Genomic DNA, 24,511 nt, shown 5'->3' with positions numbered 1-24,511 from the left:
TGAGATAGGGACGTCAGCGCCGGCCGAAGCGCGCTGCGACGGCGGCGAAGGCCGCGTCGGTGGCCTGCAGGGCCCGATCGATGTCTTGCACGGTATGTGCCAGCGACAGGAACATGTTGTGCTTCGGATGCAGGTAGACGCCGCGGCGCAGCGCCTCGACCGTGAACACCGCGCCCTTGTCGAAGCCCGGGTCTTCGTCGAACAGGATCAGCGGCAGCGCCGCCGGCCCCGTCTGGCGCACCGGCACGCCATGGCTCGCGGACTGCGCGGCGATGCCGTCGCGAAAGCGCTGGCCCATGGCCTGCACATGGCCGACCACGTCCTGCGCATCGGCCACTTCGATCGTTGCCAGGCCCGCGGCCATCGCCACGCCGCCCGACCAGAACGAACCCGTGGTGTAGATGCGCGTGGCCGCTTCGCGCAGCGCGTCGACGCCGGTCACGGCCGCGAGCGCATAGCCATTGGCGATCGACTTGCTCCAGGCGCTGAGGTCGGGCCGCACGCCCACGGTCTCCCAGCTGCCGCCCGCATGCACGCGGAAGCCCGCGCGCACCTCGTCGAGGATCAGCGCGGCACCGGCCTGGTCGCAGAGTTCGCGGGCACGGCGCGCGAACTCGGGCGTGGGCAGCTCCTGGTCGATGCCCAGGTCATGCTTGAAGGCCGCGCAGACGATGGCCGCGAGGTCCGTGCCCGCCTGTGCGACGGCAGCCTCGAGGCTCGCGATGTCGTTGTAGGTGTAGTGAATGAGATGCGCGCGGTCCTCGGGCGTGATGCCCTGCGGGATCGGCGTGCACCAGGGATCGGCGCCGTGATAGGCCTTGGTCGCGACCAGCACCTTGCGCTTGCCCGTGGCCGCGCGCGCCACCATGAGGCAGACGGTGGTGGCATCGGTGCCGTTCTTCTGGAACAGCACCCAGTCGGCATGGGCGCTGCGCGCGACGAAGCGCTCGGCCAGCTCGACGAAGCGCGCCGTGGGACCGTCGAGGCAATCGCCCAGCGCCTGCTGCTTGCGCGCCGCTTCATCGACCTGGGGATGGTGATGGCCCAGCAGGTTCGGGCCCCAGCTGCACATGAAGTCGATGTACTCGTTGCCGTCGACGTCCCAGACGCGGCAACCCTGACCGCGCTCGAAGAACTGCGGATAGCCCGCGGGCAGCGAGGCCGCATTCAGATGCCCCGTCATGCCGCCGGGCACGACCTTGGCGGCGCGTTGCCGAAGCTGGAGATCATGCTGGTTCGGCCTGTTCTGCGAGGCGGCGGACGACATTCGGGAACCCTTCGTTGCGTTGGTTTTTGAGGCATGATATATCATATTTACTGTAGCGCAATAGCTCACGAACCCGGCATCCGCCCTCGCTCGAGAACGATCGGAGACACCCATGGCATTACTGTTCGGCGCCCTCGCCGATGACCTGACCGGCGGCATGGAACTGGCCGCGATGCTGGTGGCGCACGGCGTGCGCTGCGGCTTCGTGACGCGGCCCGAAGCGCTGGCCGAAATCGGCGACGAACTCGACGCGGTGGTGATCGCGCGCAAGACGCGCGTAGTGCCGGCGGCCGACGCGGTCGCGGCCTTCGAGGCCGGCGCCCGCGCGTTGCTCGAGCGCGGCGCGCGCCAGCTCTTCTTCAAGTACTGCGCCACCTTCGACTCCACCGACGACGGCAACATCGGCCCCTGCGCCGACCTGCTGCGCGAGCTCACGGGCGCGAAGCTCACCGCCTTCTGTCCCTCGTTCCCCGAGGCCGGCCGCCGCGTGTTCCAGGGCCACCTGTTCGCCGACCAGATGCTGATCTCGGAGTCGCCCAAGCGCTTCGATCCGCTGACGCCAATGCTCGACCCCAACCTCGTGCGCACGCTGCAACGCCAGACGAAGACCCGCGTCGGCCTGATCCCGCAGCAGGTGGTGCATGCGGGCCTCGAGGCGATGCGCGCGCACGTGGCCGCGCTCGAGGCCGAGGGCACCGGCTTCGCGATCGCCGACGCGGCCGAGCCCGAGGACCTGCGCGCCCTCGCCGGCCTGACCTGGGACTGGCCGCTGATGACCGGCAACTCCTCGATCGGCGCCTACTACCCCGCGCTGTGGCGCGAGCACGGCTGGCTGGCAGCGGGCGACCGCGCGCCGCGCCTGCCGGCGGTCGAGGGCCCGGGCGTGGTGCTGGCCGGCAGCTGCGCCGACCGCTCGATCGAACAGCTGCGTGCCTTCGAGCGCGAACGGCCAGTGCACTGGATCGACGTCGAACGCGCGATCGACGGCGTCGACGTGATCGGCGAGGCACTGGACTGGGCGCTCGCGGCGCTGCCGCAGGGCCCGGTCGCGATCGCGACCTCGGCGCATGCGCCGGTGATCGAGCGCGTGCAGGCGCGCATCGGCCGGCACGAGGCCGCGGCCCTGGCCGAAGACATCCTCGGCCGGCTCGCGGTGCGGCTGCGCGACGCGGGCGTGAAGCGCTTCGTGATCTCGGGCGGCGAGACCTCGGGCTCGGTGCTCGAGCACCTGGCCATCGACCGGCTGCAGGTCGGCCCCTATGCCGGCCCCGGCATCGCGCGCGCGGTGACCCTCGGCGCGGCGCCGCTCGCGCTGTGCCTCAAGTCGGGCAAGCTGGGTCCGGTCGACATGCTGCTGCCCATGCTGCAGAGCATGAGCGACGCGGCTCGCTGATGAACCGAACGCACCTTCTTCGCTTCACCGCGCCGACGCGCGCAAGGAACCGCCCATGACCACGACCCCGTCTCCCCTTCCCCTGTCCGAAGACGCCCTGCGCCAGGCCCTGGCCGCGGGCTATCGCCGGCTCGCGCAGCTCGGCCTCAACAACGGCAGCGCGGGCAACATCAGCTGCCGCTTCGACGGAGGCGCGCTGATCAGCCCCACGGGCGCCGATGCCGACACCATCGACCCGCAGGCGCTGGTGTCGATCACGCTCGACGGCGAGACCCGCGGCGCCGGCATCCCGTCGAGCGAATGGGCGATGCACACCGCCATCTACCGCCGCTACCCGCAGGCCGAGGCCGTGGTCCACACGCATTCGGATGCCTGCGTGGCGCTGTCGGCCCAGCGCCGACCGATCCCGGCCTTCCACTACATGCTCGCGGGCTTCGGCGGCGACGACATTCCCTGCGCGCAGTACGCCACCTTCGGCACCGATGCGCTCGCGCAATCGGCGGTCGATGCGCTCGAGAACCGCAACGCCTGCCTGCTCGCGAACCACGGGATGATCTGCCACGCGGCCACGGTCGAGAAGGCGGTGGCGAACGCCGCCAAGCTCGAGACCCTGGCGCGCCAGTACTGGATGAGCGCGCAGCTGGGCGCGCCCGTGATCCTCGACGCGCGGGAGATGGAGACGGTGCGCCAGCGCTACCGCGGCTACGGCAAGTCGCGGCTGTCCACGCGCGGCTGAGCAGGGCGGGAGGGGCGCCGAACGATCGGTGCCCAAATCCGGCGTCCTTGCGGTTGAGCCCGCGCGGCGTGCGCCGAACAATCCGGCCACCCTCCACTCGGCCCCTTCGGCCCGCACGCCATGAAGCCCGCCTCCCTTCGCGCCCTCGCCGCGCGCCTCCTCGTCGCCGCGTCGGTCACGGCGAGCTGCGCGCTCGCGCTCGCCGACACCACGCCGCTGCGCATCCTGGTCGGCTTCCCGGCCGGCGGCTCCACCGACCTGATCGCGCGCCAGCTCGCGGCCGGGCTGCAGACCGAGCTGGCGCGGCCGGTGGTGGTCGAGAACCGCGCGGGCGCGGGCGGCCAGATCGCGGCCCAGGCGCTGAAGGCCGCGCGGCCCGACGGCCACACGCTGTTCCTGTCGAACGGGCACACGGTGTCCATCGTGCCGGTGACGATGGCGAATCCGGGCTTCGACGTCGCGAAGGACTTCGCGCCGGTGGGCCTCGTGACTTCGAACCCCGACGTGTTCGCGGTCAACCCCGCCGTGGTCGGCGCGGGCGTGACCGACATCCGCGGCTTCGCGGCCTGGGCCCGTGCCCATGCCGGCAAGAACAGCGTGGGCGTGCCCGCGCCCGGCAGCGGGCCCGAGTTCGCGGTCGGCGTGCTGGGGCGCGCGCTGGCGACGCCGATGACGGCCGTGCCCTACCGCGGCGACGGCCCGCTGGTGCAGGACCTCGTGGCCGGGCAGGTGCCCGCGGGCATCGGCGGCGTGGGCGCGATCCTGCCCTACGTCGAGAGCGGCAAGCTGCGCCTCCTCGCCGTCAACGGCCCGGCCCGGATCGCGCGGCTGCCCGAGGTGCCGACCTATGCCGAGGCCGGCATCGCGGGCCTCGAGGAGATGATGTTCACGGCGGTGTTCGCGCCGGCCGGCACGCCCGATGCCCTGCTGCGCCAGTACAACGCGGCCATCGTCCGGGTGGTGAATGCGCCGGCCTTTGCGCAGAGGATCGCGAGCCTGGGCGTGACCGCAGCCACCAGCACGCCCGAGGCGCTCGCACAGCGCGTGGAGAGCGGGCGCGCCGCCTACGGCCAGCTCGTGAAGACGCTCGACTACAAGCTGCAGTAGCGGCCGCGGACACGGCCGCGGCGCGGCACACGCGCGCGGGCCGCGGCGGCGATCAGGGCAGAATCGCCTGCGCCGCGCCGGTCGGCCCGCCTGTCCATGCCGCCTTCCTCGCTTCCTTCCCGCCCTCCCCGCGCGCGCCGACGCCGGCGCGCGCTGCTTTTCGGCGCCGGCCTGCTCGCGCTCGCGGCGCTGCTGATCGGCGCCGCCGGCCAGTGGGCCGCCGCGCGCGAGGCGAACTTCCAGGCCGACTCGATCCGCCGCGCGATGGAAGTGCACGTGCTGGGCCTGCGCGACTCGGCCGGCAAGTACAGCTACCTGCCGTTCACCGCGGGGCTGCATCCCGAGGTGCTGGCCGCGCTCGCGCATCCCGACGACGCGGCCGTGAAGCAGCGCGCCAACCTCTACATCGAGGAGGTGAACCGGCAGGCCGGCTCCGACGCGCTCTACCTGATCGACCCGCAGGGCCTCACGCTCGCGGCCAGCAACTGGGCCACGCCGCAGAGCTTCGTCGGCGAGTCCTATGCCAACCGGCCCTACTTCATCGATGCGCGCGCGGGCCGCAGCGGCCTGTTCTACGGCGTGGGCCAGACCACCGGCGCGCCGGGCCTGTTCATCTCGGCGCCGGTGCGCTCGGACGCGGGCGCGGTGATCGGCGTGGTGACGGTCAAGGTCAGCCTGCGCGCGCTGCAGGAGGCCTGGACCTTCGTGCGCGACCCGATCCTGTTGACCGACGCGCGCGGCATCGTGTTCCTGAGCTCGGTGCCCGAGTGGATGTACCAGGCCACGCGGCCGCTCGACGCGGTGCAGCTCGAACGGCTGCGGCGCGACCAGCAGTACGGCGCGCGCGCCAGCTTCCCCGCGCTGCCCTGGAAGACGCAGCGCGGCGACGGCGAGCCCGGCTACCTGGTGCGCACCGCGCTCGGCGGCAAGCCGCGCGCCTTCCTCGCGATCGACGAGCCGCTGCCCGACCTGGGCTGGACCCTCACGGTGATGGTCGACCATGCCGAGGTCACGCGCGCCCGCGAGCGCACCTGGATGCTGGGCCTGCTGGGCGCCGGCGTGCTGCTGCTCGGCGGCCTCTACTGGCGGCTGCGCGAACGCCGCTTCGCCGAGCAGCGCGATGCGCGGCGCGAACTGGAGCTGCGCGTGCGCGAGCGCCACCCACGAGCTCGACCAGGCCCACGCCTTCCGCAAGGCGATGGAGGATTCGCTGCTGGTCGGCATGCGCGCGCGCGACCTCGAGGGCCGCATCACCTACGTCAACCCGGCCTTCTGCGAGATGACCGGCTACGGCGCCGACGAGCTGCTCGGCAAGCTGCCACCCTACCCCCTACTGGCATCCCGACGAGGTGCCGCGCCACTGGCACCACTACGACGCCATGATGAGCGGCCAGCCCGCGCTGTCGGGCTTCGAGTCGCGGCTGCGCCATCGCGACGGCCGCGAGGTCATCACCATGGTCTACACCGCGCCGCTGATCGATGCCGACGGCGGCCACGCGGGCTGGATGAGCTCGGTGGTCGACATCACAGAGCAGAAGCGCGCCGAGCAGCGCCAGCGCCAGAACGACGAGCAGCTGCAGCACGCGCAGCGACTCGCGAGCCTGGGCGAGATGGCCTCGACGCTGGCGCACGAGCTCAACCAGCCGCTGATGGCGCTGAGCAGCTTCGCGGGCGCGGCCAAGGCCTTCGCCGAACAGGGCAACCAGGCGCTGCTGGCCAGCAGCCTCGACGAGACCATGGCGCAGGCGCGGCGCAGCGCCGAGATCGTGCGGCGCATCCGCGGCTTCGTGCGCCAGCGCACCGCGGGCACGGAGGACTGCGCGGTGGCGGCGCTGGCGGCCAATGCGCTGGCGCTGCTGCAGGGCGAGATGCGCCAGCGCCAGTCGCGCGCCGAGGTGCGCATCCCGGCCATGCTGCCGCCGGTGCGCGGCGACCGCGTGCTGCTCGAGCAGGTGCTGCTGAACCTGCTGTCCAACAGCCTGCAGGCGATGCAGGCCACGCCGGTCGAGCAGCGCGTGGTCGAGATCGAGGCCGAGGCGGTCGAGGGCCGCATGGAGATCCGCGTGCTCGACCGCGGCACGGGCATCGACGACGCGCTCGCCGAACAGGTGTTCGCGCCCTTCTTCACCACCAAGCCCGGCGGCCTCGGGCTGGGCCTCAACATCTGCCGCACCATCGTCGAGGCGCACCGCGGCCGGCTGGTGTTCGACCACCGTCCGGGCGGTGGTACGGTATTCACCCTCGTGCTGGAGATCCCCTCCCCATGAACGCATCCGCCAACAACCTCTGCGTGGTCGACGACGACGAGGCCGTGCGCCGCTCGCTCGGCCTGCTGCTGCTCTCGCGCGGCTACGCGGTCCAGACCTTCGCCTCGGGCGAGGACTTCCTGGCCGGCGCCGACCTGCAGCGCGCGGGCTGCGCCATCCTCGACCTGCGCATGGACGGCATGAGCGGGCTGCAGGTGTTCGACGCGCTGCGCGCGCAGGACAGCCCGCTGGTGGTGCTGTTCCTCTCGGGCCACGGCGACATCCCGATGGCGGTGGAGGCGGTGCAGAACGGCGCCTTCGGCTGGCTCGAGAAGCCCTGCAACGACGAGCAGCTGCTCGACAGCATCGCGCGCGCCCTGCAGCGCGCCGGCGAGATCGCCACCAGGCGCCAGGCCCGGCAGGCCGCGCAGGCGCTGTGGGACAAGCTCACGCCGCGCGAGATGCAGGTGGCGCGGCTGGTGGCCGAGGGCAAGCCGAACAAGCAGATCGCGCTCGAGCTCGCGCCGCTCGAGCAGCGCACGGTGGAGACCCACCGGGCCCACGCGTTCGCCAAGCTCGGCCTCGCGAACAGCCACCAGCTCGACCGCTTCCTGCGCGAGCACGGGCTGTAGCCGGGGCCGCGGCCCCCCGGAAACGTCGACCTAGGGTTAACCCTTGCGTACCGATACGTAGCCGCGCGGCGGTGGGCTACGGACGACGGCGCGCGCGTGTCGCGACAGACTTCCCGGGCACCGATTCAGGCCGCCTCCAGCGGCCGCGACCCGAGACAAGGACACGCCATGAACACCCTCGCCCGCACCGGCGGCGCCCCCGCCGGCGCCTCGCCGGCCGACACCACGCCCTACACCTTCGAGGAGAAGCGCAAGCGCATCTTCGCCATCTTCGCCGCCTCCTCGGGCAACCTGGTGGAGTGGTTCGACTTCTACGTCTACGCCTTCTGCGCGATCTACTTCGCGCCGGCCTTCTTCCCCGAGTCCGACCCCACGGTGCAGCTGCTGAACACCGCCGGCGTGTTCGCGGCCGGCTTCCTCATGCGCCCGATCGGCGGCTGGCTGTTCGGCCGCATCGCCGACCGCAAGGGCCGCAAGACCTCGATGGTGACCTCGGTCGTGATGATGTGCGTGGGCTCGCTGGTGATCGCCTGCCTGCCGACCTATGCGCAGATCGGCGCCGCCGCGCCCGCGCTGCTGCTGCTCGCGCGGCTGCTGCAGGGCCTGTCGGTCGGCGGCGAGTACGGCACCACCGCCACCTACATGAGCGAGGTGGCGATGCGCGGCCAGCGCGGCTTCTTCTCCTCGTTCCAGTACGTCACGCTGATCGGCGGCCAGCTGCTCGCGGTGGTGGTCGTGGTGGTGCTGCAGCAGGTGCTCGACGAGGCCGAGCTCAAGGCCTGGGGCTGGCGCATTCCCTTCGTGCTGGGCGCCGTGGCGGCCATCGTGGCGCTGCTGCTGCGCCGCACGCTGACCGAGACCGCCAGCACCAAGACCCGCGCCGCCAAGGGCGCCGGCACCATGGGCGAGCTGTTCCGCCACCACAAGCGCGCCTTCCTCGTGGTGCTGGGCTACACGGCCGGCGGCTCGCTGATCTTCTACACCTTCACCACCTACATGCAGAAGTACCTGGTGAATTCGGCCGGCATGTCGATCAAGACCGCGAGCAACGTGATGACCGCGTGCCTCTTCATCTACATGTGCATGCAGCCGCTGTTCGGCGCGCTGTCGGACCGCATCGGCCGGCGCAGCAACATGCTGCTGTTCGGCGCGCTCGGCATGCTGATGACGGTGCCGGTGCTCAGCAGCCTGCAGAACGTCGCCAGCCCGCTGATGGCCGGCGTGCTGATCACCGTCGCGCTGGCGGTGGTCAGCTTCTACACCTCGATCAGCGGCATCGTGAAGGCCGAGATGTTCCCGCCCGAGGTGCGCGCGCTCGGCGTGGGCCTGTCGTACGCGGTGGGCAACGCCATCTTCGGCGGCAGCGCCGAGTACGTGGCGCTGGGCCTGAAGTCGATCGGCCACGAGTCCTACTTCTACTGGTACGTGACGGCGATGATGGGCGTGGCCTTCCTGGTCAGCCTGCTGCTGCCGCGCCAGGCCACCTACCTGCATCACGACAAGTAAGGCCAGGCGCTCGCGCGTCGCGAAGAGTCCCGCCGCGGGGTCCGCGCCGGGGCTCTTTTTTTTGGGGCCCCTTGCTCCGCCACTTACTCCGCGCCGAGGCTGCGCAGGTAGGCGCACAGCATGTCGGCCAGCGCCTCGGAATAGGCCTTGATCTGCGCCTCGGTGCGCGGCGTTTCCGAGAACTGCTTGCCGACCGCGCCGAAGGTGGTGGTGACCAGGTCGCCCGCCAGCGCGCGCCGCGCCTTCGACAAGCCGGGCAGCGCCTCGCGCAGGAAAGCCTGCATCGCGCGCTCGCCCGCGGCGCGCGCGGTCTGCGCCTCGGGCGCGTCGCGGTAGAACGGCGCCGCGTCGTGCAAGGCGGTGCGCATGCCGGCCTCCTCGCACTCCGAGCGCACGAAGGCATGCACCAGCCGGCGCAGGCGATCGAGCGGCGGCGTCGCCACGTCCTCGAGGATGCCGCACAGCAGCTCGGTGGTCTGGCGCCATTCGTCGCTCTGCAGCCGGAACAGGATCGAGGCCTTGTTCGGAAAGTACTGGTAGACCGACCCCACGCTCACGCCGGCGCGCTCGGCCACGCGCGTGGTGGTGAAGCGGTGCACGCCCTCCCTGGCCAGAACCTGAAGGGCGGCTTCGAGGATCGCCGCGACGAGGTCGCTCGAACGGGCCTGCTGGGGCTGTCTTCTAGAGGAGAGCGGGGCACTGCGGCGGGTGGGCATGGCGTGGCTTTCGGAACGCGAATGGAAAATCTGAAGGTTCCTTCATATCATCGACGCACACCGTCCGACTCCTGAAGAACACCATGAACACACTGACCACCGCACCGCTCGCGCCCCTGCTGGAGCGCCTGTTCGCCGAGGCCGATGCCTCCTCGCCGCGCACCAGCGCCGCCGTTGCCGGCCTGTCGAGCGACGAGCTCGCGCGCCTGATGCAAAGCCGCACCGAGTACCTCGATTTCTATGCCCGCCTGAAAGACTTCCCGCTGGCCGTCTCGCGCGAGACCGGCACGCTGCTCTACATGCTCGCGCGCGGCAACGGCGCGCGCAGCATCGTCGAGTTCGGCACCTCGTTCGGCATCTCCACCCTGCACCTGGCCGCGGCCCTGCGCGACAACGGCGGCGGCCGGCTGCTGAGCACCGAGTTCGAAGCCTCGAAGGTGGCGCGCGCCCGCGCCGAACCTCGCGGCCGGCGGCCTCGCCGACCTGGTCGAGGTCCGCGAAGGCGACGCGCTGCGCACGCTGGCCACCGACCTGCCCGACAGCATCGACCTGCTGCTGCTCGACGGCGCCAAGGCGCTCTATCCCGAGGTGCTGGCCCTGGTCGAGTCACGCCTGCGCCCCGGCGCGCTCGTGATCGCCGACAACGCCGACCACAGCCCCGAGTACCTCGCGCGCGCGTGCGCTCGAGCGCGGCCGGCTACCTGTCGGTGCCCTTCGCGTCCGACGTCGAGCTCTCGATGCGGCTGGGCTGAGCCTTTCCTTTTCCCCGCCAGTCCCGCTGGCCGTAAGCGTCTGACGTCAAGCAACGCACCCCCGCGATCCTCGCGGCCGGGGTGCGTTTTCCTTTCTTGCGCACCGGCCGTTCGAGGAACAACCTGGACCTCCTCATGACCTCCACTTCCGCCCCGGCGATTCCCGCGCCGTCCCCGCTCCGCGCAGAGCCGCCTGCTGCTGCTCGCCGCGGTGCTCTTCATCTCCTACCTCTGCGTCGGCCTGTCGCTGCCCGTGGTGCCGGTCCACGTGACGACGCGGCTGGGCCTCGGCAACTTCTGGGCCGGCCTCGCGGTCGGCATCGCCTTCCTCGCCACCGTGCTCACGCGCGCGACCGCGGGCAGCCTGTCGGACCGCCAGGGTCCCAAGCGCGCCGTGGTGCGAGGGCTGGCCTTCTATGTCGCGGGCGCGCTCGTCGCGTGGCTCGCGGGCCTGTGGATTCCCTCGCCGTGGATCGGCTTCGGCCTGCTGGTCGCGGGCCGCCTGCTGCTGGGCCTCGGCGAGAGCCTGGTGGCCGTCGGCGTGATCGGCTGGGGCATCGGCCTCGTCGGTCCCGCGCGCTCGGGCCAGGTGCTCGCGCTCGTCGGCGCCGCCATCTACGGCGCACTCGCGGTCGGCGGCCCGGTCGGCCTCGCGCTGCTCGAGCGCTTCGGCTTCGCGGGCGCGATGGCCGCGAGCGCGCTGCTACCCTGCATCGGGCTGCTGGCAGTGTGGCGCCTCGAGGGCGTGGCGGTGCAGCCGGGCGCGGGCCGGCCTTCGCTGCGCAGCGTGCTCGGCATCATCTGGCCGCATGGGCTGATCGTGTGCCTGCAGGGCATCGGCTTCGCGGCCATCGGCGCCTTCTTCGTGCTGCACTTCCGCGGCCAGCACTGGTCGCATGCGGGCCTCGGACTCACGGCCTTCGGCAGCGGCTTCGTGCTGGTGCGCCTCTTGTTCGGCCACCTGCCCGACCGCATCGGCGGACTGCCGGTAGCGATCGTGTCGCTGGCGGTCGAGGCCTTCGGCCAGGCGCTGATCTGGCAGGCGCCGAGCCCCGCCGCCGCGCTCGCGGGTGCCTTCCTCACCGGCCTGGGCTGCTCGATGATCTTTCCGGCCATGGGCCGCGAGGTCGTGCGGCTGGTGGCACCGCAACTGCGCGGCACCGCGCTCGGCGGCTTCTCGGCCTTCCAGGACCTGGCCTACGGGCTCACCGGCCCCGTGGCCGGACTGCTCGCGGACCGCGCGGGCTATGGCGGCGTGTTCCTCATCGGGGCGGGCGCGGCGCTCGCAGGCCTCGCGATCGCACTGCGGCTGCGCAGCGTCGCGCGTGCATGAGAAAGCCCCACTCTCCCTTCGCACCGCAGGCCCTCTCTCGCGTTCGAATACACTCCACGCCGCTTGCAGCCTGCATCCGAGGCTGCGCCGTCATAGGCAACATGACGAATCAAACCTATCAGGAACTCAGTTGAACCGCATCGAACTCGTTGAGAAAATCGCCACCACCCACAACGTCAGCAAGGCAGAAGCCGCGCGCATCGTGGAAACGGTCACCAGCTCCATCGTCGCCGCAGTGAAGAAGGGCGACCCCGTCCAGATCGTCGGCTTCGGCACCTTCAAGCAAGTCGCTCGCGCAGCCCGCACCGGTTTCAACCCGAGCGTCGGCACCAAGATCAAGATCGCCGCCCAGAAGGTGCCGAAGTTCGTGCCGGGCGCCGCCTTCAAGGCCGCCGTGGACCCGAAGGCCGCCAAGCGCAAGGCCGATGCCAAGCCCGCCGCCAAGTCGGCTGCGAAGCCCGCTGCCAAGCCGGTCGCGAAGAAGGCTGCCGCCGCCCCCGCCAAGAAGGCCGTGGCCGCGAAGAAGAAGTGATGCCACGCGGCCTCTCGCAGGCCGCATGCACGCAATGAAGACGGCCCCGCGGGGCCGTTTTCTTTTGGGGCGGCCGAATCAGGCGCGCTTCTTCGGCCGCCGCACCGCCTGCGCGCCCGTGCTGAATTCGGCCGCCGCCTCCACCACCCACTCGCTGAACAGCTGCACCGCCTGCGAATCGCGCTTGTGCTCGGGGTACACGAGGCAGTAGCGCTTCTCGTGCTTGAGGCTGATGTCGAAGGGCATGGCCAGCGTGCCGCGCGCCACGTCCTCCTGCACGTAGAAGCGCGGCACCAGCCCCACGCCCAGGCCCGCGCGCGCGGCATCGATCACCATCGCATAGAGCTCGAAGCGCATCGCCGGCGGCGGCACCGGCTGCGTCGAGCCCGCGGCCTCGAACCAGCGCTGCCAGGCCTCGGGCCGCACGCGCTTGTGCAGCAGCGGCAGCGCGATCAGGCCGGCGGGCTTCTTCAGCTTCGAGCGGTCGAAGTGGGCCGGGCTCAGCACCGGCACCACCTCCTCCTCGAACAGGTGCACCTTCTCGACCGCGTCCCACACCGGGTCGTCGAAGTGCAGCGCGGCATCGAGGTTGGTGCCGCGGAACGCGAAGGGCTCGGCGCGCTCCGACAGGTTGACGGTGATGCCCGGGTTCTTGCGCAGGAAGTCGTGCAGCCGCGGCAGCAGCCAGCGGCTCGCGAAGGTCGGGATCACGGCGAGCTCGAGCACGCCGCCCGCGCCCTTGTGCTGCATCAGCGACTTGGTGTGCGCCTCGATCTCGTCGAGGTTGCCGCGGATGTTGCGCGCATAGAGCCGGCCCGCGTCGGTCAGCACCACCTGCTTCTTGCCGCGGCTGAACAGCTTCACGCCGAGAAAGCCCTCGAGCACGGCGATCTGCCGGCTCACCGCGCTCTCGGTCAGGTACATCTCGGCCGCGGCGCGCGCGAAGCTCTCGTGGCGCGCGGCCGACTCGAACAGCGACAAGGCGACGGTGCTGGGGATTTTTCGCTTCATGACGGATCGCGGCCCTTGGATCGAGGCCCCATTCTTGACCAGGACCAGCCGCGGCGGCACCTATTCCTCCACCTGGATGCGCGCGGCGCGCACCACCGTGCCCCAGCGCGCGTTCTCGCTCTTCACGAAGGCACCGAAGTCGCGCGGCGCGATGTTCGAGGGCGTGTAGCCGATCTCGGTCATGCGCGCGCGTGCCGCCGGATCGCGCACCACCTTCTCGACCTGCGCCTGCAGCGCCTCGACCACGGCAGCGGGCGTGCCGGGCGGCGCGAGGATGCCGAACCAGGTGTCGGCATCGACCGCGTAGCCGAGCTCCTTGAGCGTCGGCACGTCGGGCAGGCCCGCGAAGCGCTCGGGCGAGCCGAGTGCGAACAGCTTGAGCTTGCTGCGGCTCGCCACCGCCAGCGGCGTGGGCACGAAGCCGTACTCGACGTCGCCGGCCATCACGGCCGACATCACGGGCGCGGCGCCCGCATAGGGCACGGGCAGCGCCTTCGTGCCCTCGGCGCGCGAGCGCAGCAGCTCCATGCCCATCTGCGCCATGCTGCCCGGGCCCCAGTGGGCATAGGTGACCTCCCTGGCACGCGCGCGGGCCACGAAGTCGGCCACGTCCTTGGTCTCGCTCGCGGGCCGCGCGGCCATCACGAAGCCCATCTTCGCGACCAGCGCCACGGGCTGGAAGCCGTCGGGGTCGTAGCGCACGGCCTTCTTGTAGATGTGCGGCGAGACCGAGATGAAGTCGGCCGCCGCGAACAGCAACGTGGTGCCGTTGGCCGGCGCGGCATAGACGTAGTTGGCGCCGAGGATGCCGTTGACCCCGGGCCGGTTCTCGACGATCAGCGGCTGGCCCAGCGTGCTGCCGATCTGCGTGGCGACCAGCCGCGCGAGCACGTCGGTGCCGCCGCCGGGCGCATAGGGCACGACCAGGCGTATCGGCCCGGGCGGTGCCCAGTCGGCGCGGGCCGCGAAGCCGCCGAGCGCCGCGCAGGCGATGGCCAGGGCCGCGAGGCGGCGCGTCGTGATGAAGGGCATGTCTGTCTCCTTGGTGGTGTGTGTGGACGTGCCGCGCCGCACCGCGCGGGCGGTGGCGGCGAAGCAGCCGGAAAGAAAGCGGGGGCCGCGCCGGCGCGCTAGCGCGGCGCCGCGTGGCGCGCGGCATGCGCGCCCGCGATGCGTCCGAACACGGCGCCGCGCAGCACCGAGGTCGCGCCCGTGTAGACCTGGTGGTAGAGGCCCGCGGCCTCGCCGGCCGCATAGAGGCCGGGGATGGTGCGGCCGTCGTTGTCGACCACCTGCGCATCGCGGTTGGTCTTCACGCCGCCGAAGGTGAAGCAGATGCCCGACATCACCGGGTAGGCGCAGAAGGGACCGCGCGCCAGCGGCAGCGCCCAGTTCGACTTGGGCGGCGCGATACCCGCGGTGGCCACGCCGTCCACCGCGAGCGGCGAGAAGCGCGCGTCGGCATCGCCCGCGCAGGCCGCGTTGAAGGCCGCCACCGTGGCCAGCAGGCCGGCCGGGTCGATGCCGCAGGCGCGCGCGAGCGCTTCCAGCGACCCGGCCTCGATCGGCGGCTGGTCGGTGCGGATGCCCTTCTTCCAGTTCGGCACCTCGTGGATGCGCTGGTCGTAGACCATGAAGGCGATGCCGTCGGGCTGGTCCTTGATGGCGCGCGAGATCGGGTCGTAGTGCACGTCGACCGGCCCGGGCGCCTCGTCGACGAAGCGCCGGCCCTCCTTGTTGACCAGCAGGCCGTACGAGAAGCTCATCACCAGCGGTTCGACCTGGGCCGAGCGCGGGTCCATCGGCTCGGCATGGTAGGAGCCGAAGTCGCCGGCCGGCGCGCCGCCGGCATCGAGCGCCATGCGGATGCCCTCGCCGCGGTTGTAGTAGCCGCCGCGCGCCACCGGCCGCAGGTAGCGCGCCTGCGGGCCGATGTAGCGCGTGAGCATCTCGGGGTTGCCCTCGAAGCCCCCCGTGCCCAGCACCACGCCGCGCGCCACGATGCGCCGCACGCTGCCGTCGGGCCCGACGGTGTCGACCGCCAGCTCGCCACGCGCATCGGCGCGCCGCAGTTGCTGCGCCGTGCTGCGGTAGCGGATCGCCACGCCCAGGCGCAGCGCTTCGTCGCGCAAAGCCTCGATCAGCGCGAGGCCGCCGCCCACCGGCATCAGCCGCGGCGCGGCCGCGGTCACGAAGTAGGTCGGCAGCGCCGCGAAGCGCACGCCGAAGCCCTGGAGCCACCGCACCGTGGCACCGGCCTCGCCGGCCAGCGTGGCGACCAGCTCGGGGTCGGGCATGCCGTGCGCCTTGACGTGCGGCGGCCAGTCCTCGTAGGGCGCGGCCGCGTGCTGCACGATCTCGGGGTCGATGTGGTGGCCGGCATTGGCCACCAGCAGTTCCTCGAAATCGTCGCTGACCTCGGTCTCGCTCTTCATGCGGAAGTAGGACTCGGTCCAGCGCGTGTTCCCGCCGAACTCCTCGGGCGTGGCGCGTTCCAGCACCGTCACGGTCGCGCCCGCGGCGGCCGCGGCCACCGCCGCGCTCAGGCCCGAGATGCCGCAGCCGACGACGAGCACGTCGCAGCGGTCGATGGGCAGGGATGCTTCGTTCATGTCTCTACTTTCCTTCTTCTTGCGCCGGCATGCCTGGAGCGAACCCGCTGAGTACTTGCGGATGAACGGGTCCGGCATGTCGAGCTCGGTCGAGATCCACACGCTCTTGGTCTCGAGGAATTCCTTCACCGCCTCCACGCCGCCCTCGCGGCCCTGGCCGCTGTCCTTGAAGCCGCCGAAGGGCGTGGTGAAGCTGGTCGAGCGGTAGTTGTTGATCCACACCGTGCCGGCCTTGAGCCGCTCCGACATGTGCATCGCGCGGTGCAGGCTGCGCGTCCACACGCCGGCCGCGAGGCCGAAGCGGATGTCGTTGCCGATGCGCACCGCGTCGGCCTCGTCCTTGAACTTGAGGACCGACAGCACCGGCCCGAACACCTCCTCCTGCGCGATGCGCATGCCGTTGTCCACGCCCGTGAAGATGGTCGGCTCGACGAACTGGCCCGCGCCGTAGCCCGGGCCGCTGCGCACCTTGCCGCCGAAGGCGCAGTGCGCGCCCTCGGCCTTGGCGATGTCGATGTAGCTCACCACCTTGTCGAACTGCGGCCGCGTGGCCACCGGCCCCACCTGCACGTCGGGCAGCGCGGGATCGCCGAGCTTGGCCTTGGAGGCGATCGCGACCAGCCGCTCGACGAATTCGTCGTGGATGCTCTCCTGCAGCAGCAGCCGCGAGCCCGCCATGCAGGTCTGGCCGCCGGCCGAGAAGATGCCGGTGATCACGCCGTTGGCGGCGCGCGCGAGGTCGGCATCGTCGAACACGATGTTGGGCGACTTGCCGCCGAGCTCGAGCGTCACGCGCTTGAAGTGCTTGGCCGCCGCCACGCTCACGCGGCGTCCGCCCTCGTCGCCACCGGTGAAGGCGATGCAGGCCACGCCCGGATGCTCGACCAGCGGCTCGCCCACCTCCTTGCCGAAGCCCGTGACCACGTTGAACACGCCGGGCGGAAAGCCCGCCTCGGCGAACAGCCGCGCGAGTTCGAGCAGCGACACCGAGGTGTGTTCCGAGGGCTTGGCGACGATGGCGTTGCCGGCCGCGAGCGCCGGCGCCACCTTCCAGGCCGTCAGCAGCAGCGAGGAGTTCCACGGCGTGATGGTGCCGACCACGCCGATCGGCTCGAGGCGCGTGTAGTTGAAGACCTTGGGCTTGTCGATCGGGATCACCGCGCCCTGGATCTTGTCGGCCAGGCCGCCGTAGTAATAGAAGTACTTCGCCATGTACGACACCTGGCCGCGCACCTCGCTGCGCAGCTTGCCGTTGTCGCGCGCCTCGGCCTCGGTGAGGGTGTCGAGGTTGGCCTCGATGAGCGCGCCCAGGCGATGCAGCAGCATGCCGCGCTGCGTGGCCGACATCTGGCCCCACGGGCCCTGCATCGCGGCCTCGGCCGCCTTCACCGCGCGGTCGACGTCCTCGGCATTGCCCTGCGGAATGCGGGCCCAGGGCTCGCCCGAGAACGGGTCGAGCGAATCGAACCACTGGTCCGAGGCGCTCGCCTGCCATTCGTTGCCGATGAAGAGTCTGTACTGCTGCATTGCTTGCGTGCTCCGTGGGTGGGCCGGGTGAACTGGATGAATGGCTTTCAGTTTCCGGCGCGGCACGCGGGGGCACAAGCGATGAGTCCTGGGCCTCTCGTGAGCTTTCGTCATCGATGGCCGCGCCGGCGTTCAGCGCAGCACGCGCGACTTGTCGTAGGCCTCCTCGAAGATCTGGTGGATCAGCTCGCGGAACCAGCGGTGCCCCGCGTCGTGCTCGTTGCGCGGATGCCAGACCGCGTCGATCGACAGCCCCAGCTCGGGCAGCGGCATCGGCATGGCCACGCAGTCCGAGCCCGAGAGCACGCTGTCCATCCAGTGCGCGGGCATGGCCGCGATCAGGTCGGTCGATTCGATCACGGGCACCATGCCGAGCCAGGTCGGCACCTGGATCATCACGCGGCGCGCGAGCCCGCGCTCGGCCAGGATCTCGTCGAGGATGCTGCTGCCCACGCCCGAGACCTTGAGGTGGCCCAGCGAGAGGTACCTGTCGAGCGTCATCGGCTCCGAGGCCGCGGGATGGCCCTTGCGCATCAGCACCATCCACTGGTCGTCGAGGATGCGCCGCGAGGCCGACAGCACCGAGCGGCCGCGCGACACCGACAGCCGGATCTCCACGCCCTCGTACTCGACGCGGTCCGAGGGCTGGTACATGTCGAAGGACTGCACCGACAGGCTGACACCGGGCGCCACCGAGCTCAGGTGGATGCACAGCCGCGGCAGCAGCAGCACGCCGACGTAGTCGGACAGCCGCAGGTGGAAGGTGCGGCGCGCGGTCGCGGGGTCGAAGCCGCCGCGCACCTCGATCGCGCTTTCGATCTCGCTGAAGGCCTTGCGAAAGCTCGTGGCCAGCCGCACGGCCTCGGGCGTGGGCGCCATGCCCTGCGGCGTGCGCGTCAGGAGCGGGTCCTTGAACTGCGTGCGCAGGCGGCGCAGCGCATGGCTCACGGCCGAGGCGGTCAGGCCCAGGCGGGTCGCGGCCTTGACCACGCTGCGCTCCTCGAACAGGGCTTCGAAGATGACCAGCAGGTTGAGGTCGATGCTGCGCAGGTTCAGGGGCGGGCCGCCGGCGGCGTTCATGGGATGAATCCGGTTCACGATGAAGATGACAAAGATGATCTTGCCGCACGTGGGGGGCTCTCAGAACAATAGCCCGCATCTCCAGCCTCCTCTCCATGGCATCGATCTTCTTCTCCATGGCATCGCTTTCCATGCACGACCGGCTTCCTCCGACCCCCGCCATTCCCGACAGCGCCCGGATATTCCCCGAAGGTTCCTGCGACACCCACTTCCACGTCTTCGGCGACGCGCGCGAATTCCCGCTGATCGACGAGCGCTCGTACACGCCGGCCCCGGCCTCCATGGCCGACTACTGGGCCGCCTTCGGCCCGGTGGGCGTCGAGCGCTGCGTGCTGGTGCAGCCCAGCGTCTACGGCCGCGATCATTCGCTGCTCAAGCGCACGCTGCGCGAGGCGGCGCCCGGCAGCATGCGCGGCGTGGCCGTGATCTTCGAGGACACGAGCGAGCGCGAGATCGAGGAACTGCATGCGCTGGGCGTGCGCGGCGCGCGCTGCAACGCGCTGTTCTCGGGCGGCGTGTCGGCGGCCAGCCTGCGCGCCATCGCCGACCGCATCGCGGCCTTCGGCTGGCACCTGCAGCTGCTGGTCGACGTCGAGCTCGATCCCGATCTGGTGCCGCGCGTTGCCGCCACCGGGTTGCAGGTGGTGATCGACCACTTCGGCCATCCGGCACCCGGTTCGACACCGCAGGGCCGAGGGCTCGCGAACCTGCGCGCGCTGCTCGCGGAAGGGCGCGCCTGGGTCAAGTTCTCGGGCGCCTACCGGCTCAGCGCATCGGCCTGCGCCACCGACCCCGCCGTGACCCCGCTGGCCCATGCGCTGGCGCGCGCGAACCCCGAACGCATCCTGTGGGGATCGGACTGGCCGCATCCCGGCATCGACGCGCGCTCCACCGCCAGCAGCGAACTGGCCGGAGCGCTGCGCGGCTGGCTGCCCGATGGGGACCTGCGGCAGGTGCTGGTGCGCAACCCCACGCAGCTTTACTGGAACCATTGATTCATCACAGGGAGACGTTCGAATGACCGACAACAAGTTCAACCGCAGAACCTTCATCCAGGGCGGCGTCGCGCTCGCCGCATCGGCGGCGGCATGGCCCGGCAGGGCGCAGGGCCGCGCCTTTCCGACCAAGCCCCTCACGCTGATCGTGCCCTTCGCGCCGGGCGGCAACGTGGACATCACGGCCCGCACCCTGGGCGTGCCGCTGACGCGGCATGCGGGGCAGTCGGTGATCGTCGACAACCGCGCCGGCGGCGGCGGTGCCGTGGGTACGGGCTGGGCCGCGCGCGCCGAGAACGACGGCCATTCGCTGCTGGTGGCCACGCCGGGCCAGCTCGGCACCCTGCCCGAGATGATCAAGGTGCCCTACCGCGCCGACAGCTTCGTGCCGGTGACCGTGCTGAGCCGCACGCCCGTCGTGGTGGTGGTGCGCGCCAACGATGCGCGCTTCAAGACCGCGGGCGACTTCCTGCAGGCGATCCAGGCCAGGAGCGAGAACGTGACCATCGGCCATGCGGGCCCGGGCTCGCCGAACCACCTGGCGCTGCTGCAGCTCGAGGATGCCGCGAAGGCACGCGTCAATGCCGTGCCCTACAAGGGTTCGGGTCCGGCCGTGGTCGACCTGCTCGGCGGCCAGATCGACGCCGTGATCGACCAGATCACGAGCTCGGCGCCGCACATCAAGAGCGGCGGCCTGCGCGCGCTGCTGGTGCTCGGCCCGCAGGTCGGCGGCATGCTGGCTGGCGTGCCGAACCTGGCGCAGCAGGGCATTCCGAGTTTCGACGCCACCACCTTCGTCGGCGTGTTCGCGCCCAGGGGCATCGCGCCGCAGACCGTCGCGAGCCTGCAGGGCTGGATCTCGAAGTCGGTGGCCGAGACCGAGTTCTCGAAGCCGATCCGCGAACTGGGCAGCGAGCCCTTCGCCGAGAGCGCGGCCTATCTGCAGCGATTGGTGCAGGAAGACGCCGTGCTGGCGACGCGGCTGGTGAAGCAAGGCCGCCTCAAGGCGGACTGAGCGGCACTGCACGGCCGGCCATGATCGCCAACGTTCCACCCCCGGTCACGCTGGCGCAGCACTACCGGCGTTTTCTCGCGGCGCTGGCGGCCGAAGGCTTCGAGGGCGAGATCAGCCAGCGCCATGCCGACCGCACCGTGCTCGCGACCGATAACTCGATCTACCAGCGGCTGCCGCAGGCGGTCGTGTTCCCGAAGCATGCCGAGGACGTGGTGCGGCTCGCGAGGCTGATGGACCGCGACGAGCACCGGCGCGTGGCGCTCGCGCCGCGCGGCGGCGGCACCGGCACCAACGGGCAGTCGCTGACCGACGGCATCGCGGTCGACCTCTCGCGGCACCTCGACGGCATCGTCTGGATCGATCCGGTGCGGCGCGTGGCGCGCGTGCAGGCCGGCGTGGTCAAGGACCAGCTCAACGCGGCGCTCGCGCCGCATGGCCTGTTCTTCGCGCCCGAGCTGTCGACCTCGAACCGCGCCACCATCGGCGGCATGGTCAGCACCGACGCGAGCGGGCAGGGCAGCTGCGCCTACGGCAAGACGCGCGACCACGTGCTCGCGCTCGAGGTCGTGCTGCCGGGCGGCGAGCGCTTCACGAGCCGCCCCCGCCGGGCCCGATGAACTCCAGGCCCATCTGGCGCGCCCGGGCCGCGTGGGCGATGCCTGGCGCTGCGCGCACCGGATCGCCGAGCGCGATGCCGCGCTGATCGAGCAACGCTTTCCCCAGCTCAACCGCTGCCTCACCGGCTACGACCTCGCGCACCTGCGCGAGCGCGACGGGCGCTTCAACCTCAACAGCGTGCTCTGCGGTTCCGAAGGCTCGCTGGGCTTCATCGTCGAGGCCGAGCTCCACCTGCTGCCGATTCCGCGCCACACGGTGCTGGTCAACGTGCGCTATGCGGGCTTCATGGATGCGCTGCGCGATGCCCAGGCGCTGATGGCGCATGCGCCGCTGTCGATCGAGACCGTGGACTCGCGCGTGCTGATGCTCGCGATGGAGGACATCGTGTGGCAGGGCGTGGCCGAATACTTCCCATCGAGCGAAGACAGCGCGCCCACGCGCGGCATCAACATGGTCGAGTTCAGCGACGATTCGCTGGAGCTGCTCGAGACCCGCGTCGCGGCCTTCGTCGCGCACCTCGCGCGCGATGGCGGCGCGGCGCGCCTGGGCCACACCATCGCGGCCGGCCATGCCGCCGTGACCCGGGTCTATGCGATGCGCAAGCGCGCGGTGGGCCTGCTGGGCAATGTGCAGGGCGAGGCGCGGCCGCAGCCCTTCGTGGAAGACACCGCCGTGCCGCCCGAGCGGCTCGCCGACTACATCGCCGAGTTCCGCGCGCTGCTCGACGGCCATGGCCTCTCGTACGGCATGTTCGGCCACGTGGATGCCGGCGTGCTGCACGTGCGGCCCGCGCTGGACCTCAAGGACCCGGCCCAGGCCGCGCTGATCCGCCCGCTCTCCGACGCGGTGGCGCGGCTCACGCGGCAGTACGGCGGCCTGCTCTGGGGCGAGCATGGCAAGGGCGTGCGCTCCGAATACGCGCCGGCCTTCTTCGGCCCGCTGTATGCGTCGCTGCAGGAACTCAAGGCCGCCTTCGATCCGCACAACCAGCTCAACCCCGGCAAGATCGCGACGCCCGCGGGCGTCGATGCGGCGCTGCTGCGCATCGACGAAGTGCCGATGCGCGCCGACGCCGACCGCCGCATCGACGAGCGCGTATGGCAGAGCTATGCCAGCGGCCTGCATTGCAACGGCAACGGCGCCTGCTACGACTTCGACCCCGACGACGCCATGTGCCCCTCGTGGAAGGCCACGCGCGAGCGCCGCCATTCGCCCAAGGGACGCGCCTCGCTGCTGCGCGAATGGCTGCGGCTGCAGGGCGAGGCCGGCGTCGACGTGCTGCAGGCCGCGGCGCGGCAGCCCTCGTTCCTGGCCGGGTTGCCGGCGCGCTGGCGCAACGGCCGGCGGCGTTCGAACGCCGACGACTTCTCGCACGAGGTCTACGAGGCAATGGCCGGCTGCCTGGCCTGCAAGTCCTGCGCGGGGCAATGCCCGGTGAAGGTCAACGTGCCGGAGTTCCGTGCGCGCTTTCTCGAGCTCTACCACGCGCGCTACCTGCGCCCGCTCAAGGACTACTTCATCGGCTCGCTCGAATACAGCATGCCCGGCCTCGCACGCATGCCGGCGCTCTACAACCGCCTGATGGCCCTGCCCGCGGTGCGCGGCCTGCTCGCGCGGCATGCCGGCATGGTCGATGCGCCGCTCTTGAGCCGCTTCGATTTAGGCGCCATCCTGCGGCGCTGGAACGTGCGCCACGCCACGCCCTCGGCGCTGGCACGGCTGAGCGCCGACGAGCGCGCGCGCTCGGTGGTGCTGGTGCAGGACGCCTTCACGCGCTACTTCGAGACGCCGGTGCTCGCGGCCTTCATCGCGCTGGCCGCGCGGCTGGGCTGCACCGTGTGGCTCGCGCCCTTCCGGCCCAACGGCAAGCCGCTGCAGGTGCAGGGCTTCCTGCGCGCCTTCGACCGCGCGGCGCGCCGCAACGCCGACATGCTCGATGCGCTGGCGCAATGCGGCGTGCCGCTGGTCGGCCTCGATCCGGCGATGACGCTGGTCTACCGCCAGGAGTACGCCAAGCTGCCGCGGATGGTGCGCCTGCCCGCGGTGCTGCTGCCGCAGGAATGGCTGCTCGATGCGCTGCCCGCCGAAGCGCCGCCGCGCGCTGTGCCGGGCGACTTCCGCCTGCTTGCGCATTGCACCGAGAAGACCAACGCGCCCGCGGCCGCCGCGCTGTGGTCGCAGGTGTTCGCGCGCGCCGGCCTGCGGCTCGAGGCGCAGGCCAGCGGCTGCTGCGGCATGTCGGGCACCTACGGCCACGAGCAGCGCAACCTGCAGACCTCGCAGCGGATCTTTTCGCAGTCGTGGGCGCCGCTGCTGGAAGCCGAGCCCGCGCCGGCGGAATTCCTCGCCACCGGTTATTCGTGCCGCAGCCAGGTCGAGCGGCTGCAGGCGCGGCGCCTGCGCCATCCGGTGGAGGTGCTGGCGCAGTTGTATGGCGGTGGTGACGAAGAGGACGCGGCCACCGCGCGTTGAACCCCGTCGATGAAAGGCGCTATCTTGTGCGCCGATCCATCGACCGGGTTCTCATGTCCAACGCCAGACTGCCCTCCTTCAAATTCCTGATCGGCTTCGAAGCGGCCGCGCGCCTGGGCAACTACTCGCGCGCGGCCGAGGAGCTTCACGTCTCGCAATCGGCCATCAGCCACCAGATCGCGCAGCTCGAGCAGCAGGTCGGCCAGCCGCTGTTCCGGCGCAAGGGCCGCGGCGTGGAGCTGACCGTGGCCGGCGGCCTGCTGCTCGACAGCGTGGGCAAGTCGCTCGAGCAGATCCGCCACGGCCTGCACCGCATCGAGACCTACATGGACGACCGCCTCGTCACGCTGGTCTGCCCCGCGCCCGTCGCGCACGGCTGGCTGCAGCCGCGCATCGACCGGCTGCTGCAGGCGCATCCCGATCTGTGCCCGATCGTCTCGGTCGACGAGAGCGCCCGCTTCATCGATGAGCTCGACGTGGACATCGCGATCACGCGCGAGCCGCTGCAGCAGCCGGACGTGTTCGAGGTGCCGCTGCTGAGCGACGAACTGGTGGCGGTCGGCCTGCCCGACGCCGACACGGATGCCACGCCCGGCCTGCTGTGCCTCGAGGCCGACCTCACGAGCGACCGCATCGGCCCCTTCATCCGCGAGCACTTCGGCCCGCTGCGCAAGGCCGCGATCTACGACGATCCGCGCCTGCTGCTCGACGCCGCGCTACGCGGCCGCGGCATCGCGCTGGTGTCGCGACTCTCGGCCGACGATGCGCTGCGCGACGGCCGCTTGCGCCACCTCGCGACGTACCCAAGCCTGCCGCTCGGCAGCCTCTGGATCTCGCGCACCCAGGGCCCGTCGCGGCTACCGCTGGTGCGCGAGGTGTTCGACAGCCTGCTGGGGTTCGCGCGTGACGACGGTCATTTCATGAGCCAGATCGATTGATATGGCCAGAAAAGATCAATTGT

15 protein-coding genes and 5 pseudogenes are annotated in these 24,511 nt (G+C 71.2%); 13 read left to right on the top strand and 7 right to left on the bottom strand.

The window, feature by feature from the left end; translation table 11 throughout:
• Positions 1–13 precede the first annotated feature (13 nt).
• Positions 14–1,267 (bottom strand): aminotransferase class III-fold pyridoxal phosphate-dependent enzyme, encoded by a 1,254-nt coding sequence (locus ACHMXE_RS17160; protein ID WP_395350333.1) that lies wholly within the window; start codon positions 1,265–1,267, stop codon positions 14–16.
• A gap of 112 nt (positions 1,268–1,379) precedes the next feature.
• On the opposite strand from ACHMXE_RS17160, the gene otnK reads away from it, so the two are divergent.
• The 6 genes and pseudogenes from otnK (at position 1,380) to ACHMXE_RS17130 (ending at position 8,887) form a co-directional block, all read left to right on the top strand.
• Complete coding sequence (otnK, locus tag ACHMXE_RS17155; RefSeq protein ID WP_395350331.1) at positions 1,380–2,660, top strand: 3-oxo-tetronate kinase; 1,281 nt, start codon at positions 1,380–1,382, stop codon at positions 2,658–2,660.
• 55 nt (positions 2,661–2,715) lie between these two features.
• Positions 2,716–3,396: a class II aldolase/adducin family protein gene (locus ACHMXE_RS17150; RefSeq protein WP_395350330.1), complete on the top strand. Its 681-nt coding sequence runs from the start codon at positions 2,716–2,718 to the stop codon at positions 3,394–3,396.
• A 120-nt stretch (positions 3,397–3,516) separates the two neighbouring features.
• Positions 3,517–4,503, top strand: coding sequence for a tripartite tricarboxylate transporter substrate-binding protein (locus ACHMXE_RS17145; protein ID WP_395350329.1), 987 nt, complete (start codon positions 3,517–3,519; stop codon positions 4,501–4,503).
• A 96-nt stretch (positions 4,504–4,599) separates the two neighbouring features.
• A pseudogene (locus ACHMXE_RS17140) lies at positions 4,600–6,770 on the top strand (PAS domain S-box protein).
• On the top strand, positions 6,767–7,381 hold the full coding sequence (locus tag ACHMXE_RS17135) for a response regulator transcription factor (protein ID WP_395350328.1): 615 nt from the start codon (positions 6,767–6,769) through the stop codon (positions 7,379–7,381). The pseudogene ACHMXE_RS17140 and the gene ACHMXE_RS17135 overlap by 4 nt, the downstream one beginning before the upstream one ends.
• Positions 7,382–7,549: 168 nt before the next feature.
• Positions 7,550–8,887 carry an MFS family transporter gene (locus ACHMXE_RS17130; protein WP_395350327.1) on the top strand — a complete coding sequence of 446 codons (1,338 nt, stop codon included), beginning with the start codon at positions 7,550–7,552 and terminating at the stop codon, positions 8,885–8,887.
• Between the two features lie 83 nt (positions 8,888–8,970).
• Here the strand turns inward: ACHMXE_RS17130 and ACHMXE_RS17125 are convergent, their stop codons facing one another.
• Entirely contained in the window at positions 8,971–9,603 is a 633-nt protein-coding gene (locus ACHMXE_RS17125; RefSeq protein WP_395350326.1) for a TetR family transcriptional regulator, read from the bottom strand.
• 83 nt (positions 9,604–9,686) lie between these two features.
• Here ACHMXE_RS17125 and ACHMXE_RS17120 point away from each other — a divergent pair.
• The 3 genes and pseudogenes from ACHMXE_RS17120 (at position 9,687) to ACHMXE_RS17110 (ending at position 12,220) form a co-directional block, all read left to right on the top strand.
• Positions 9,687–10,355, top strand: a pseudogene (locus ACHMXE_RS17120) (O-methyltransferase).
• A 184-nt stretch (positions 10,356–10,539) separates the two neighbouring features.
• Positions 10,540–11,688: pseudogene (locus ACHMXE_RS17115) on the top strand (MFS transporter); the annotation flags it as partial.
• Positions 11,689–11,818: 130 nt separating this feature from the next.
• Positions 11,819–12,220: an HU family DNA-binding protein gene (locus ACHMXE_RS17110; RefSeq protein ID WP_093341107.1), complete on the top strand. Its 402-nt coding sequence runs from the start codon at positions 11,819–11,821 to the stop codon at positions 12,218–12,220.
• Positions 12,221–12,298: 78 nt separating this feature from the next.
• Here the strand turns inward: ACHMXE_RS17110 and ACHMXE_RS17105 are convergent, their stop codons facing one another.
• The 5 genes and pseudogenes from ACHMXE_RS17105 to ACHMXE_RS17085 form a co-directional block, all read right to left on the bottom strand.
• Positions 12,299–13,231: a LysR family transcriptional regulator gene (locus ACHMXE_RS17105; RefSeq protein ID WP_395350324.1), complete on the bottom strand. Its 933-nt coding sequence runs from the start codon at positions 13,229–13,231 to the stop codon at positions 12,299–12,301.
• Between the two features lie 60 nt (positions 13,232–13,291).
• Complete coding sequence (locus ACHMXE_RS17100; protein ID WP_395350323.1) at positions 13,292–14,263, bottom strand: Bug family tripartite tricarboxylate transporter substrate binding protein; 972 nt, start codon at positions 14,261–14,263, stop codon at positions 13,292–13,294.
• Between the two features lie 98 nt (positions 14,264–14,361).
• A complete protein-coding gene (locus ACHMXE_RS17095; RefSeq protein WP_395352703.1) occupies positions 14,362–15,843 on the bottom strand; it encodes an FAD-dependent oxidoreductase in 1,482 nt (493 codons plus the stop codon).
• A 54-nt stretch (positions 15,844–15,897) separates the two neighbouring features.
• Positions 15,898–17,370, bottom strand: a pseudogene (locus tag ACHMXE_RS17090) (aldehyde dehydrogenase); the annotation flags it as partial.
• Positions 17,371–17,502: 132 nt separating this feature from the next.
• On the bottom strand, positions 17,503–18,450 hold the full coding sequence (locus ACHMXE_RS17085; protein ID WP_256222360.1) for a LysR family transcriptional regulator: 948 nt from the start codon (positions 18,448–18,450) through the stop codon (positions 17,503–17,505).
• Between the two features lie 116 nt (positions 18,451–18,566).
• On the opposite strand from ACHMXE_RS17085, the gene ACHMXE_RS17080 reads away from it, so the two are divergent.
• From ACHMXE_RS17080 to ACHMXE_RS17065, 4 genes and pseudogenes are all read left to right on the top strand, one after another.
• On the top strand, positions 18,567–19,445 hold the full coding sequence (locus ACHMXE_RS17080) for an amidohydrolase family protein (protein WP_395350322.1): 879 nt from the start codon (positions 18,567–18,569) through the stop codon (positions 19,443–19,445).
• 22 nt (positions 19,446–19,467) lie between these two features.
• Positions 19,468–20,460, top strand: coding sequence for a tripartite tricarboxylate transporter substrate binding protein (locus ACHMXE_RS17075; protein ID WP_395350321.1), 993 nt, complete (start codon positions 19,468–19,470; stop codon positions 20,458–20,460).
• A gap of 20 nt (positions 20,461–20,480) precedes the next feature.
• Positions 20,481–23,550, top strand: a pseudogene (locus tag ACHMXE_RS17070) (FAD-binding and (Fe-S)-binding domain-containing protein).
• Positions 23,551–23,603: 53 nt separating this feature from the next.
• Positions 23,604–24,488: a LysR family transcriptional regulator gene (locus ACHMXE_RS17065; RefSeq protein ID WP_395350320.1), complete on the top strand. Its 885-nt coding sequence runs from the start codon at positions 23,604–23,606 to the stop codon at positions 24,486–24,488.
• Positions 24,489–24,511: the final 23 nt, after the last annotated feature.

This window comes from Variovorax sp. UC122_21 (assembly GCF_044056785.1).
Taxonomy (GTDB): domain Bacteria; phylum Pseudomonadota; class Gammaproteobacteria; order Burkholderiales; family Burkholderiaceae_C; genus Variovorax.
The sequence above is the reverse complement of the archived record's forward strand: the minus strand, read 5'-3'. Positions and strand labels throughout refer to the sequence as shown.